The 14,297-nt window shown below is 69.1% G+C and carries 11 protein-coding genes; 7 read left to right on the top strand and 4 right to left on the bottom strand.

What is annotated here, in order from left to right; translation table 11 throughout:
* Positions 1-96 precede the first annotated feature (96 nt).
* Positions 97-783 carry a hypothetical protein gene (locus ACWDX9_RS14445; protein WP_449953363.1) on the bottom strand — a complete coding sequence of 229 codons (687 nt, stop codon included), beginning with the start codon at positions 781-783 and terminating at the stop codon, positions 97-99.
* A gap of 224 nt (positions 784-1,007) precedes the next feature.
* Here ACWDX9_RS14445 and ACWDX9_RS14440 point away from each other — a divergent pair, with 224 nt between their 5' ends.
* A complete protein-coding gene (locus ACWDX9_RS14440) occupies positions 1,008-1,880 on the top strand; it encodes a sugar kinase (RefSeq protein WP_449953360.1) in 873 nt (290 codons plus the stop codon).
* Here ACWDX9_RS14440 and ACWDX9_RS14435 read toward each other — a convergent pair.
* Positions 1,877-5,140 (bottom strand): discoidin domain-containing protein, encoded by a 3,264-nt coding sequence (locus ACWDX9_RS14435; RefSeq protein ID WP_449953357.1) that lies wholly within the window; start codon positions 5,138-5,140, stop codon positions 1,877-1,879. The two genes, ACWDX9_RS14440 and ACWDX9_RS14435, sit on opposite strands and share 4 nt — an antisense overlap.
* A gap of 238 nt (positions 5,141-5,378) precedes the next feature.
* On the opposite strand from ACWDX9_RS14435, the gene ACWDX9_RS14430 reads away from it, so the two are divergent.
* The 5 genes from ACWDX9_RS14430 to ACWDX9_RS14410 all read left to right on the top strand — a co-directional run bounded on the left by ACWDX9_RS14430 (position 5,379) and on the right by ACWDX9_RS14410 (position 11,248).
* Positions 5,379-6,368 (top strand): LacI family DNA-binding transcriptional regulator, encoded by a 990-nt coding sequence (locus ACWDX9_RS14430; protein ID WP_449953354.1) that lies wholly within the window; start codon positions 5,379-5,381, stop codon positions 6,366-6,368.
* Positions 6,369-6,545: 177 nt separating this feature from the next.
* Positions 6,546-7,904, top strand: coding sequence for an ABC transporter substrate-binding protein (locus tag ACWDX9_RS14425; RefSeq protein WP_449953349.1), 1,359 nt, complete (start codon positions 6,546-6,548; stop codon positions 7,902-7,904).
* A gap of 5 nt (positions 7,905-7,909) precedes the next feature.
* Positions 7,910-8,776, top strand: a complete 867-nt coding sequence (locus ACWDX9_RS14420) for a carbohydrate ABC transporter permease (RefSeq protein WP_192790492.1) — start codon at positions 7,910-7,912, stop codon at positions 8,774-8,776.
* Positions 8,773-9,729: a carbohydrate ABC transporter permease gene (locus ACWDX9_RS14415; RefSeq protein WP_449953345.1), complete on the top strand. Its 957-nt coding sequence runs from the start codon at positions 8,773-8,775 to the stop codon at positions 9,727-9,729. The genes ACWDX9_RS14420 and ACWDX9_RS14415 overlap by 4 nt, the downstream gene beginning before the upstream one ends.
* Before the next feature lie 4 nt (positions 9,730-9,733).
* Positions 9,734-11,248, top strand: a complete 1,515-nt coding sequence (locus ACWDX9_RS14410; protein ID WP_449953343.1) for a glycoside hydrolase family 13 protein — start codon at positions 9,734-9,736, stop codon at positions 11,246-11,248.
* Here ACWDX9_RS14410 and ACWDX9_RS14405 read toward each other — a convergent pair.
* Positions 11,159-12,598, bottom strand: coding sequence for a nitrilase-related carbon-nitrogen hydrolase (locus tag ACWDX9_RS14405; protein WP_449953340.1), 1,440 nt, complete (start codon positions 12,596-12,598; stop codon positions 11,159-11,161). The genes ACWDX9_RS14410 and ACWDX9_RS14405 overlap by 90 nt on opposite strands.
* 81 nt (positions 12,599-12,679) lie before the next feature.
* Entirely contained in the window at positions 12,680-13,552 is an 873-nt protein-coding gene (locus tag ACWDX9_RS14400; protein WP_449953337.1) for a LysR family transcriptional regulator, read from the bottom strand.
* A 62-nt stretch (positions 13,553-13,614) separates the two neighbouring features.
* Between ACWDX9_RS14400 and ACWDX9_RS14395 the strand changes: the two genes are divergently transcribed.
* Positions 13,615-14,295, top strand: coding sequence for an SDR family oxidoreductase (locus ACWDX9_RS14395; protein WP_449953334.1), 681 nt, complete (start codon positions 13,615-13,617; stop codon positions 14,293-14,295).
* Positions 14,296-14,297: the final 2 nt, after the last annotated feature.

Genomic DNA, 14,297 nt, shown 5'->3' with positions numbered 1-14,297 from the left:
TGTCCATGCACGCAAAGCGTGATCCCTAAACCTGAGGGTCCCCGAAAAGCCGGAAGGCCCGGCCCCTGGGCAGGGACCGGGCCTCCGTCTTATGGATTAACGACGCCACCAGCTGCCGTAGACCCGCACGGAGTCCGTGCGGCTCTTGGAGCCGTCGAGCTCGTCGTTGCCGTTGAACACGGCGCGGAAGGTACCGCTCTTGTAGGCGCGGGTCTCGGCGTAGAACTTGCCGCCCCACTTGGTCTTGGCGGAGGCGACCCACTTCCAGCCGCTGGAGCCGTTCGCGCGGAAGTAGACGTCCACCTTCTCGCCGCGGACGCCCTCCCAGCCGTCGTCATCCACCTGGAGACGGCCGGAGAACTCGATCGTACGACCCTTGCGGATCTTGTACGGGTCCGCGGAGAAGCGCGAGATACGCGTCTCGGACTTGCTCTTCTCGAGCTCGACCGAGAAGAACGCCGTGTCCTTCGCGATCTCCTTGCCGGCGGAGTCGAAGGCTACAGCGGTGGCCTGCCACTTGCCCTGGGGGTCCCCCTCGGTGAAGCCGACGGCGAAGCGCCAGCCCTCGAGGTCCTTGACGTCCTTGGCGCGGAGCGTGCGGGCGCCCTCGGGCGCCACGCTGAGCTCGACCTTCTTGACGTCGGAGCTGGCCCCGATGTCGAAGTACGCGGTCGTCTCGGATCCGGGCTCCACCACGACCGGATTAGGGTCGATGTCGCGGATCTTGAGCTGCGTGTCCACCTTGGTGGCCGCCGAAGCAGTGCTCGCGCCCGACATCAGCATGGCCCCGCCTACAAGGGCGGAAACGATACCAAGTGCGATCTTTCTCATGAGGGTGCTGATTCCTCTCCCCGTATTGACTTGGAGCCGGCTCGGGGTGGCCGACCCCTTTACTACTTTGAGCCACGAGAAGGGGAAAAGGTTGGCTAATGTTACAGAAAATATTTGATCACGCTGGCAACCAGGGGTTATGCGGGAAAAGTACTTGACCGGCTACAGTCTGGCGCATGACCGACGTCTACACGCTCGGCGAGCCCTTGGGGATCGTCTCCAGCGGCCGGGTTCGCCACGAGAGCGAAGCCCGGCTGGACGTGTGCGGGCCCGAGTTCACCCTGGCGATCGCGCTGGCCAGGCTCGGGCACCGCAGCGCCTACCTGGGCAAGGTGGGCGATGACGAGCTGGGTGCGAGGGTGCTCACCGCGCTCAGGGGCGAGGGTGTGGACGTCGCGGACATGCGCGTGTCCGAGGGGTTGCGCACGGGCCTGATCCTCAGAGAGACCCGTGTCGGCCGCTCACAGAGAGTGACGCAGTATCGCGCGGGTTCGGCGGGCTCGCGGCTCACTCCGGGCAACGTGCCGATCGACCGGATCGCAGCGTCGAAGATGCTCCACGTGACCGGTCTCACGGCGGGCCTCGGCCGGGACGCGCTCGAGGCGGTTCGCACCGCCGTGAGCGCCGCGAAGAACGCCGGGGTGATGGTCTCCTTCTCCGTCGACTACGTGCCCGAGCTGTGGCCGTCGGTACGCGAGGCCGAGGAGGTGCTCGGCGAGCTGGCCTGCGACTCGCACCTGCTCTTCCTCCACCAGGACGAGCTCGACCTGGTCAAGCCCGCGCTCACGGCGGAGCGCGAGGTCGTGGTGGACCGCGGCGCCAAGGGCGCGAGCGTGCGCGCCGACCGGATGCGCTACGACGTGCAGGGCTGGCAGGTCCCCATCGTGGACACGGCCGGCGCGGGGGAGGCGTTCGCGGCCGGGTACATCAGCGCCGCGCTCGACGGCCTCATCCCCCAGGAACGCCTGCACCGCGGGGCGCTGTTGAGCGCCGCCGCGGTGACCAGCGTCAGCGACTGGCAGGGGTTGCCCACCAGGTCAGAGCTCTAGTTCGTGGTCAGGGTGAAGGTCGAGGTCGTGTTCTTGATGTTCTGGAAGTTGTTCGCGAACCTCAGGTTGTTGATCGTGGCCGACCCGACGGCCGGGCCCTGACCGGGCTCGGGCAGCTCGTTCACCCAGATGCCGAAGCCGGACTTGGCGTCGAAGGCGTCACCGCTCTTCTGCGCCCCGCTGATCGACACGTTCGTGAGGATCGTGTCCTTGACCGGGTTCAGCGGCGCGTTGCCGGAGTAGCCGGTCTGGAACATGATCCCGCTGTACGTCGGGTCCACGATGTCCAGGTTGTTGACGCGGATGCCCTGGAACACCTTGGACGAGGAGAACAGCCACAGCGCCGGGAACGTCTGCTGTCCCCAGAAGTGCCCGCCGGCCCGGACCAGCGAGATGTTGTCGAACGTCGTGGGCGGGCTGGCGCCGAACCCGTTCATCGGGATCCCGAAGTCCAGCGAGCTGATCGTGACGCCCGGGTAGGTCAGCGTGTCCGCGACGTAGATGTTCCTGAACGTGTTGTCGTAGCCGCCGTACACGGCCACGCCCGCGGCCCGCCAGGTGAGCAGCGAGGTCAGGTTCTCGAAGACGTTGCCGGTCTGCTCGCCGGGGTTGTTGTCGGTGGCCGAGAACAGCGCGAAGCTGTCGTCGCCCGTGGCCCTGGCCTCGACGTTGGTGACGTGGTTGCCGGTGCTGCCGTTGGTCATGTTCAGGCCGTCGGCGAACAGGTTGCGGATCCGTGAATTCTTGATCGTGACGTTGTCCGTGTTCGTGCCCCAGTAGAGGCAGATCTGGTGCTCGGCCCAGACGTTGTCGATCGTCATGTTCGCCACGTTCGAGAAGTCGAAGACCTTGCCGGGGCCGTCGATGCGCGAGGTGTAGTTGCCGAAGTAGGCGAAGTTCGCGAACGTCGAGCCGTTGGCCGAGGCCTCGGTGCGGAAGCCCACGTCGGTGTTGTCCTGCCCGGCGGGGGAGGAGAACCTGGTGAACCAGGGGCCCGCGCCGACGATCTTGACGGACTTGCCGTACACCTGGAACTTGCCCGACGTCTGGTAGTCGCCCTGCGGCAGGTAGACGCCGGTCAGGTTGGCGTCCATGCGGGCCTTGTCGAGCGCGTTCTGCACGTCCTGGTGGGTGAAACCGGTCGGTACGGCGTACTTCGCCGGGTCCGGGTTCGCGACCGGGGTCGCCTGCTCGAAGTCCACGAAGTCGATCGCGTACGTCTGGCTGTTGGCCGCGTCCTTCTGCAGCCTGATCGTGCTGCCCTTGGGCACGGTGGCGTCGAGGAGCACGTTCGCCTCGTCGTAGATGTGCCTGGGCGGCCCCGAGCCTGGGGAGTTGCTCGGGCTGGCCTCGGCGCCGTAGAGCCAGGCGTAGCGGGAGGTCAGGTTGACGGCCTTGAGGAACGAGCCGTTGACGTAGACGTTCAGGGTCGAGCTGAGCCCGCCGCCGCCCGCCGCGTCGGGCATGGAGAAGCGGGTGACCAGGGTGTTCGTGTCCGCCCTGGTGGTGAACTCGACGTACGCGCCGGTCTGGTTGAGCGTCACCGCGCGCCGCCCGGACGCCTCGCCGGCGATCGTGCCGATGTCCCTGCTCGGGCCCACGCGCGTGGCCCCGCCGCCGATCACGGCGTCCTCGGCCTCGTACGTGTCGTACGGCATGTTCGCGCCGCGGCCCACGAACAGCGGCAGCTCGCTGGTGTTGTTGGCGCGCTTGACGGGCAGCTCGTTGGCGTCGTCGGCGAGCACCGTCCTGACCGTGTACTTGCCGTTGGCCGCGGTCCAGGTGCCCAGGCTCACGGGGCTCGTGGTCGCGCCCGCCGCGATGGCGCCGCCGGTCGAGCCGGTCAGGGTCTTGACGACGGTGCCGGAGTCGTTCGTGACGGTGAGCGTGATGCCGTGGGAGGCGCCGCTGGAGGCCACCGTGCCCTGGTTCTTGATCGCCACCGAGAACGTCACCGTGTTGCCCGCGGCCGGGTTGCCCGGCGTCCAGGCGACGGGGGAGGCGACCAGGTCGGCCGTGTCGACCGGCTTCACGGTCAAAGTGCCGGTGGCGGTGTTGTTGGCCTCGTTCAGCTCGACGACCTTGCCGTCCTCGTCCACCTTGGCGGACAGCTGGTAGGTCCCGGCGTCCCTGGCGCCGATGTTCGCGGACACGGTGGTCGACGCCCCCGCGGCCAGCGCGCCCACGCTCGCGCTGCCGACCTTGGTCGCACCCGCGTAGAAGTTCACGGAGGTCGCGGCGGCGGCCGCGGTGCCCGCGTTCCTGACCGTGGCCGACAGCGTGACCGCGTCGGTCTCCACCGGCGCGGCCGGGGAGGACGAGAGGCCGCTCACGGTCAGGTCGGGATTGGCCGACGGCGTGCCGAAGATCTGGAACTCGGCCACCTGCCCGCCCGGCGCGCCCGAGTTGGCGGTGATCTGCAGCCGGACGTCGGCGGCCTTGCCGGTCACCGGGATGGTCACCGAGTTCCCCGTGGCCGGGTCGAAGGTGTACGTGGCCGAGGAGACGAGGCTGGTGAAGCCGGCGGCGCTCTGCTCGCGGCCGAGGACCTGGATGCTCTGGGTCCGCCTGGTCCAGGCCGGGTCGGGGTTGAGCTTGAGGGTGATCGAGGTCAGGTCGGCGTTGGCGCCGAGCTGCACGGTCAGCGTGTTGGGGTAGGCCGCGCCCTCCCAGTACGTCTGGAGGTTGTCGTCGTTGGCGTTGGCGGCCACGTACGTGTGGGTGTGCGAGGACTCGGTGATCGCCTTGCCGAGCGCCAGGTTGGCGCCACTCGGCGGCGGGTTGTCCGGCGCGCTGCCCCACACCTCGAACTCGGAGAGCTGGCCCGCGGGCCACCCGGTGTTCGCGGTGATCTGCAGCCGGACGTAGCGGGCGGTGGTGGCGGCGAAGGTGATCGTCGCGGTCGGGTTGAAGGTGTACGTCGCCGAGGCGACGATCGTGCTGAAGGCGGAGCCGTTCGCGCTGCCCTGGACGGTCAGCGTCTGGGTACGGCTGGGCCAGCCGGACGGCAGCTTCAGCACGAGCTTGTTGACGCTCGCGCTGGCGCCGAGGTCGACCTGGACCCATTGCGGGAACGCGTTGTTGGCCGACTCCCAGTAGGTGGCCTGGTTGCCGTCGGTCACGTTGGGGGCGGCGTAGACCTCGGTGAAGCTGCTCGCGGTGGCGGTTCTGCCGGCCGCGAGGTTGGTGTCGGCCGCCGCGTAGGCGGGTGCGGCCAGGAATCCGATGACTAACGTAAGGGCGGCTAAGAGTGCTCTCATGGGGGTGGCCCTTCCGGGTAAGGCGGATGGCCGAACCATAGGATGTCGAGCAGATAGCCGCAATATTTCGACGAGATTTCGCAAACAGTTGACTGACAGGAATCGTCGCACGCAGTCTTCCCTTGCTGGTCAGGAACTTGCCGGGGCTGCGAGAACGCTGTGGAGGCGGTGCAAAGCCCTACGTCGGATCGACGTAAGCCGTTGCAAGCGCTTGCGCTGAAGGCCGTATAGTTTGCGCATGACGCGACGACTCGCAGAGGTGGCCAAGAAAGTCGGAGTCAGCGAGGCGACGGTGAGCCGGGTGCTCAACGGCAAGCCCGGGGTCTCCGACGCGACCCGCGAGGCCGTGCTGACCGCCCTCGACGTGCTCGGCTACGAGCGCCCCACCCAGCTGCGCGGCGACCGGGCCCGGCTGGTCGGCCTCGTGCTCCCCGAGCTGCAGAACCCGATCTTCCCCGCCTTCGCGGAGGTGGTCGGTGGCGCGCTGGCCCAGCAGGGGTTCACCTCCGTGCTGTGCACCCGCACGGTCGGCGGCGTCTCCGAGGCCGACTACGTGGACCTGCTGCTCCAGCAGCAGGTGAGCGGCGTCGTCTTCGCCGGTGGCTTCTACGCCCAGGCCGACGCCGCGCACGGGCACTACGAGCTGCTGCACGAGCGCAAGCTGCCGACCGTGCTGGTGAACGCGGCCGTCCAGCACCTCGACTTCCCGCAGGTCTCCTGCGATGACACGGTGGCCGCCGAGATGGCCCTGGCCCACCTGCGCGCGCTCGGCCACGAGCGGGTCGGCATGGTGCTCGGGCCGAAGGACCACATGCCGTCGCGGCGCAAGCTGGAGACGTTCCAAACGGAGGGCGGGGACCCCGGGCTGGTCGAGCACACGATGTTCTCGCTGGAGGGCGGGCACGCGGCCGCCGCCCGGCTGGTCAAGCGCGGGGTGACCGGCGTGATCTGCGCCAGCGACCTGCTCGCGCTGGGCACGATCAGGGCGGCCCGCCGGGCCGGGCTCACCGTGCCGGGGGACATCTCGGTCATCGGCTTCGACGACTCGGCCCTGATGAACTGCACCGACCCGCCGCTGACCACGGTCCGCCAGCCGATCGACGCCATGGGCAGGGCCGCCGTGGACCTGCTGGTCGCGCAGATCGACAAGGCGGTGGTGCCGGCGGACGAGCTGCTGTTCGAGCCCGAACTCGTGGTCCGCGCCTCCACCGCCCGCGCGGCGGTCTAGGGGCCTGAGCCCGGCCCGTTCCCCCTCCTCCCCAAGGGGCCTCGGCCCGTGCGGTGGGTCGGAGGCATCGCGACATCGGCTTAATCCAGTCGTTATCTTGCAATATGCAGTCGAAATATTGCGAACATCCGTCCCCGATCCTATGGTGTGGGCACCTCGCATCAGAAGGGTCAGACCATGCGGAGATCCACTGGGCTCTTGCTCGTGTCCGTGCTCGGCATCTCAGCCACAGCCTGCGGCTCCAGCAACCCCGCCACCCCGTCAGCCGGCGCCGGCGGCGGCGCCAAGGCCGTGACGATCACGGTGGCCTGCCAGCCCGCCAAGTCCGCGCCGAAGGAGCGCCAGGCCTGGGACGACGACGTGGCCACGTTCATGAAGGCGCACCCGGGCGTGACGGTCAAGAGCACGGACCAGCAGCCCTGCTTCGACCCCAAGACGTTCGGCCCCAAGCTGGCCGGCGGCCAGATGGAGACCGTCTTCGTGGTCCCGGTGACGAACTACAACGACGTCATCGGCCAGGGCCAGGCGCTCGACATCACGCAGTACACCAGCACCATCAAGAACTGGAACGACCTGCGCCCCGACGTGCGCGAGATGGTGACCAAGGACGGCAAGGTGTACGGCGTGCCGAACGTCCACTACGGCGTCGGCCTGGTCTACAACCGCGCCCTGTTCACCAAGGCCGGTCTCGACCCCGACACCCCGCCCAAGACGTGGGCCGAGGTCCGCGAGGCGGCCAAGAAGATCGGCGCGCTCGGCGCCGGCTACGTCGGCTACGGCGAGTACTCCGGCGGCAACACCGGCGGCTGGCACTTCACCCAGGCCATCTACGGTCGCGGCGGCAGCATCCTGACCCCCGACAACAAGAAGGCCGCGTTCAACTCGCCCGAGGGCAAGGCCGTGCTGCAGAACCTGCACGACATGCGCTGGGTCGACAACAGCATGGGCAACAAGCTCCTGGTCGGCTGGGAGTCGCTCATGATGGCCATGGGCAGCGGCAAGGTCGGCATGATGCTGGGCGCGCCCGACGTGGTCACCGACGTGGTCACCAAGTTCAAGGGCAACGTCGCCGACTACGGCATCACCGGTTTCCCCGAGGCCAAGGCGTCGCTGAGCGGCGGCGAAGCGTTCATGATCAACCCGAAGGCCACCCCCGAGGAGGCCAAGGCGGGCCTGGAGTGGGTCGACTTCCGCTACAACACCGTCGGCAAGGGCCGCTTCGACTTCGCCCGCGGCAAGGCCATCGGCAACCCGGTCGGCGTGCCCGACAACGCCGTCTACGGCGACTCGGCGACGGGCAAGGCCATCCAGGCCGACCGCGAGAAGAACGCCTCGCTGCCGGTCTCGAACTACGCGCCGTACGTGCAGGCCGCCGCGACGATCCCGCCGAAGGCCGAGCCGATGCACGCGCAGGAGCTGTACGCCATCCTCGACGTGGTCATGTCGGGCGTGCTGAGCCGTAAGGACGCCGGCGTCGACCAGCTCCTGACGGACGCCGAGACCAAGGCGAACTCCATGCTGGCGGCCAAGGGCTGACCTGGATGGGAATCTTGCGGCGCAACCTGACGGCCTACGGGTTCCTCTGCGCGGCCCTGATCTGTTTCACGGTGTTCGCCTGGTATCCGATGGTCAGGGAGTTCATTCTGAGCTTCCAGAAGACCGACCTGATCAACCCGCCCACCTGGGTGGGGCTGGACAACTTCAAGGCGGCGGTCCAGGACCCGGCCTTCGGCGAGGCCTGGCTGAACACCGTGGAGTTCACGCTGCTCGCGCTGCTGTGCGGCTATGCCGTGCCGTTCGTCGTCGCGCTCGTCCTCAACGAGCTGCGCCACGCCCGGGCCTACCTGCGGTTCGTGGTCTACCTGCCGGTCATGCTGCCGCCGATCGTGGCGGTGCTGCTGTTCAGGTGGTTCTACGATCCGGGGCCCGGGCTGTTCAACCAGGTCCTGGACTTCTTCCACCTGCCGCCGCTGGCCTGGCTGGACTCGTCGTCGACCGCCCTGATCTCCCTGGTCCTCGTCTCGACCTGGATGAACATGGGCAGCGCGACGCTGATCTACCTGGCGGCGCTGCAGAACATCCCGCCCGAGCTGTACGAGGCCGCCGAGCTCGACGGGGCCGGGATCCTCAAGCGGATCAGGCACGTCACGATCCCGCAGACCCGGCTGATCCTGCTGCTCATGCTGATGCTGCAGATCGTGGCGACCATGCAGGTGTTCATCGAGCCGTACATGCTGACCGGCGGCGGCCCGGAGAACGCGACCGTGAGCGTCGCGTACCTGATGTACCAGTTCGCGTTCTCGCAGATGAACTACGGCCAGGCGGGCGCGCTCGGCATGCTGCTCATGCTCGCGCTCCTCGTCTTCGCGGCCTTCCAGCTCAGGACGACCCGTGAGGACAGGGCATGACGGCGACCGAACACAGGCGGGCCCCGGTGTCCGAGCCGCCCGGCGGCGGCGCCGGGCCGAAGCGCCGGCGAAGGCCGCCGAAACCGATCCAGGTGCAGTTCCGCACGATCGTCTCGCCGCACCAGCTCAACAGCAGGTGGGGCCGGCGGATCTACTGGCTGGTGCTGATCGCCGTCATCGTGGTCTTCACGCTGGCCTTCGTCTTCCCGCTCTACTGGATGATCACCGGCGCCATGAAGACGCCGGAGGAGATCGCCCAGATGCCACCGTCGCTCGTCCCGGCCGACCCGTCGCTGGAGGCGTTCTTCGAGGCCTGGGACCTGTTCGACATCGGCACGCTGCTGGCGAACACCGCGTACTACTCGCTGGGCGCGTGGCTGTTCTCCATGGCGGTGGACGTCACGGCGGCGTACGCGCTGTCGAAGCTGCGCCCGATGTTCGGCAACGTGATCCTCGGCGCGATGCTGGCCACGCTGATGATCCCGCCCATGGTCATCCTCATCCCGCTCTACGTCACGATCGTGGACCTGGGGCTGCTCAACAACGCCTGGGGCCTGTGGTTCCCGGCGGCGGCGAACGGCTTCAACATCTTCCTGCTCAAACGGTTCTTCGACTCGATCCCGCGGGAGCTGATCGAGGCGGCGCAGATCGACGGCGCGGGCCCGCTGCGGGTGCTGTGGTCGGTCGTGCTGCCGGTCTCCAGGCCGATCCTGGGGGTGGTCTCCATCTTCACGATCGTCACCGCGTTCAAGGACTTCGTCCTGCCGCTGCTGGTCATGACCGACAGCGAGAAGATGACGATCAGCGTGGGCCTGTCGCAGACGGCGGGCGCGGTGACCCAGAACCAGATCATGGGCGGCCTGGTCATCGCCAGTATCCCCATGATCATCGTCTTCTTCGTCTTCCAACGACACATCATGGCGGGGCTCACCGCCGGAAGCATCAAGGGATAAGCGCATGTCGCAAACGTGGTGGCGGGGGGCCGCGATCTACCAGGTCTACCTGCGTAGTTTCGCCGACGGGAACGGTGACGGGATCGGCGATCTGGCCGGCCTGCGCTCCCGCCTGCCGTACCTGAAGGATCTCGGGATCGACGCCATCTGGCTGAACCCGTGGTACCCGTCGCCGATGGCCGACGGGGGCTACGACGTGGCCGACTACCGCGACATCGAGCCGGTCTTCGGCACGCTGTCCGAGGCCGAGCGGTTCATCGAGGAGGCGCACGAGCTCGACATCAAGGTCATCATCGACGTGGTGCCGAACCACAGCTCCACGGAGAGCGCCTGGTTCAAGGAGGCTCTGGAGAACCCCGCGGCGCGGGACCGCTTCTGGTTCGCCGACGAGCCGCTGAACGACTGGCAGTCCATCTTCGGCGGCTCGGCCTGGACCCAGGTCCCCGACGGCCAGTGGTACCTCCACCTGTTCGCCCCGGAGCAGCCGGACTTCAACTGGACCAATCCGGAGGTCCACCAGGAGTTCGAGGACGTGCTGCGGTTCTGGTTCGACCGCGGCGTGGACGGCGTGCGCATCGACTCCGCCGCCCTGCTGATCAAGTCGGACACGAAGTACGAAGACCTCGACGAGGTCCACGACGTCTACCGTCGGTGGCGCGAGGTGGCCGACGAGTACGGCGAGCGCATCCTGATCGGGGAGGTCTGGCTCCCCGACCAGGAGCGTTTCGCACGCTACCTGCGGCCCGACGAGCTCCACACGGCCTTCAACTTCGACTTCCTGTCCTGCTCGTGGGACCCGGCCGAGCTGCGCAGGGTCATCGACCTGACCCTCGCCACCCACACCCCCATCGGCGCGCCGCCGACGTGGGTCCTGTCGAACCACGACGTGACGCGCCCGGTCACCCGGTACGGCCGCGCCGACACCACGTTCGCGCACGGGGGCCGCCTCCACGGCACCCCCTCCGACCTGGAGCTGGGCTACCGGCGGGCCAGGGCGGCGGCCCTGCTGGCCATGGCGCTCCCCGGCTCCGTGTACGTCTACCAGGGCGAGGAGCTGGGCCTTCCCGAGGTCGAGGATCTCGCGGACGAGCTCCGCCAGGACCCGATGTACGCCAGGTCGGGCGGCACGAACCCGGGCCGGGACGGCTGCCGCATCCCTCTGCCGTGGTCGGGCGAGGAGCCCCCGTTCGGCTTCGGCGCGGGCACGCCGTGGCTGCCGCAGCCGGAGGGCTGGCGCAAGCTGACCGCCGAGGCCCAGCGCACGGACCTGGGCTCGATGCACAACCTCTACCGGACGGCCCTGGGCCTGCGCCGCGACCTGCTGGGCGACGGCACGTTGACCTGGCTCCCGACGGGCGGCGAGGTCCTGGCCTTCACCAGGGACTCGGGCCTGACGAGCGTCACCAACCTGGGCCCCGACCCGGTGCCGCTACCCGCGGGCCGGCTCCTCCTGGCCAGCGGCCCCCTGGAGGACGGCGCCCTGCCCGCCGACACCACGGCCTGGCTGACGGGGGACTGACCGAAGCGCGACCAGCCCGGCGGCGGCCAGCGCGAGGCACAGCCACGCGAACCAGTCGCCGAACCGGGCGTACACGGTGGGGCCGGGGCCCGAGGGCACGTCGGCGAAGGCCGTGACGAACGGCTGCCGCGTGCCCTCGGTGTCCCGCTCGGCCAGCACCCGGCCCCACGGGTCCGAGATCATCGGCGTGCCCCACTGCGCCGCCCAGGCCACCGAGAGTCCGGTCTCCACGCCGCGCAGCAGTCCCATCCGGCTGTGCTGCCAGCCGTTGCCGAACTCGTCGGCGGCCGGCACCGCCATCAGCCGCGCCCCGGCGCGGGCGTAGTCGCGGATCGGCGCGGGGAAGTTGAGGTCCATGCAGTTGGCCAGGCCGACGTGGTCACGCGCGAAGACGAGCTGGTCCCCGCGCCGGAACGGCTCCCCGGGCGCGAAGTGCCACTTCGTGTAGTAGACCGGCGCGAGTCCGCCTGCCGGGAGGTCCACCGAGTAGTTGTACTTGATCTCCGGGGTCGTGTGGACGACCCCGATCACCACGTCGATGTTCCGATCGCGGGCGATCTCGCGCAGCGGCGCGAGCGCCGGGCCCAGGCTCGCCTCGTCCGTGCCCAGCGTGCCCTCGGGGAGCACCACCGTGCTGGTCCCCGAGGGCAGCCCGGCGATCTCCTTGACGTACTCGCCGACCAGGGCCTTGGCCGCCGGGCTCGCCGCGTCGGGCGCCCACTGGTAGCGGGTGGCCGACAGCACCGCCACCTGCCGCCACCCGGTCGAGTCGGCGCCGGCCAGCCGCACGGCCCCGAAGACGAGCACGAGCAGGCACGCCGCCGCCCCCACCACGCCGGTACGCAGCCGCGCCGCTGCGGCAGTCCCCGGCCACAGCATCGCCGCCAACGTGGTCGGCGCCAGCAGCACCACGTACTCCACGCCCCAGGCGCCGGTCACCGAGGCGATCTGGGTCACCACGGGCACGTCGGCCACGGACGTGGCGAGCGGCCAGATGATGCCCGTCGGGTTGGCCAGCACGGTCAGGTACATGAACGCCACCCACACCGCGGGCGGCGCGGAGGCGGCGAGCATGGTCAGCCCGCGCCGGGCGAGCGCCCTGAAGAGCCAGACCACCAGCCCGAACAGCAGCGAGCAGCCGACGATGATGCCGATCCCGATGGGCCGCGGCACCGACGGGGTGCGCAGGAAGAAGTCGAGCTGGTTCGTCATTCCCGCCAGGAAGGCCAGGAACGCGAGGGAGAACGTCGCCCTGCCGCTCGCCCGTGCCGCCAGGAGCAGCATCGGCAGCGGCGCCAGCCAGGTCAGCGCGGGGATCGGCGCGAAACCCGTACCGAAATAGAAAAGCACCGCGGATAAAAGCGGAGCGGCCACTCTGAGCATCATGTTTACACCGTAAACAGCGAGGTATACGGTGTCAACAAAAGACGATCAGGTGACGCACATGCACGTGACGAACACGTCCACCAGCGTCCGCACGGCCTGCCGCCGGTCGTCCCGCCGCCAGACGACGGCCAGCCTGCTCGGCGGCAGCCCCGCCACGGGCCTGCTGACCACGTCGTCACGCCGGTAGAGCTCGGCGTTCCCGGCCGAGACCAGCACCACGGCCCGCCCCGACGCGACCAGCTCCAACGCCTCCTCGGCCGTCTCCGCCTCCGCCCCCACCACGGCGGGCGCCGCCCGTTGGTCGCCGGCCAGCCAGAAGTCCCGCATGGGCCCGGCGGAGACCGGCATCGCCACGAACGCCTCCCCGGCCAGGTCGGCGAGCGTGACCTCGGGGCGGGCGGCCAGCGGATGGGCGGCGGGCAGCGCCACCCAGCGCTCCTCCGTGCTGACCACCGTCCAGTCGTAGTCGTGGCCGGGCATGGGCAGCCACGCGACGGCCACGTCGACCTGGCCGTCGCCCAGCCCCACGGTGGGGTCGCTCCACGGCACCTGCCGGAAGCGCAGGTCCCAGCCGGGCAGCGCGGACAAGATGGACGGCACGAGCCCGCGCCCGATCCGCGTCTGGAACCCGACGACCAGCGTCCGCTCCTCGCGCGCCGCCGCCACCGCCCGCTGCGCGCCCTCCCACTGCTCGATGATCCGCCGGGCCTCGGGCAGCAGCGCCGCCCCCGCCGCCGTCAACGCCACGGTACGGCGGTCGCGCTCGAACAGCTTGGCCCGCATCGACAGCTCCAGCTGCCTGATCTGCCTGCTCAGCGAGGGCTGCGAGATGAAGAGCCGCTCGGCGGCCGCCCGGGTGAAGCTCAGCTCTTCGGCGACCGCCACGAAATACCTGAGATCCCGAATATGGGCATCCATAGCAAAAAGCTATAACAGCCGGTCTTGGACGGGTGAGGGAGCCGAGACCCACGATGGAGCGCATGAGAGATTTGTCGGGAAAGACAGCATTGGTAACCGGAGCTTCACGCGGGATCGGGCGGGCCATCGCCGAGCGCCTGGCCGCCGACGGGGCCCGGGTGATCGTCCACTACGCCAGCAACGACGACCTGGCCAAGGAGACGGTGGCCGCGATCGAGGGCGCGGGCGGGCAGGCGTACGCGGTCAAGGCGGCGTTCGAGGACGGCGTGGACGCGTTGTTCGAGGGCCTCCGGGGAGAGCGGCTGGACATCCTGGTCAACAACGCCGCCATCCTCGCCGGGGTGCTGGGCACGGTGAACGAGGAGCAGTTCGACCGGGTCTTCGCGGTGAACGTGCGGGCGCCGTACTTCATCATCGAACGGGCCCTCCCGCTCCTGAACGACGGCGGCCGGATCATCAACATCTCCTCGGCCGTCGTCCGCATCGCCCTCCCGGACCTCGTCTACTCGATGACCAAGGGAGCCCTGGACACGCTGGGCTTCAGCCTGGCGCCCCTCCTCGGCGACCGGAACATCACCGTGAACACCGTCTCCCCGGGCGTCACGGAGACGGACATGAACGCCTGGCTCCGCGCGGACGACGGCGCCGCCGAGCGCGCGGTCACCGAGGTGACCGCGCTTGGGCGCCACGGCCAGATAGGGAGAGCGGGGTGTGGGGGAAGAGTGTGTTTTTTGGGGGGTTGATA

Source organism: Nonomuraea sp. NPDC003201, from assembly GCF_053590415.1.
Note: the sequence above shows the minus strand (reverse complement) of the source record. Positions and strands in the feature narration are given on the sequence as shown.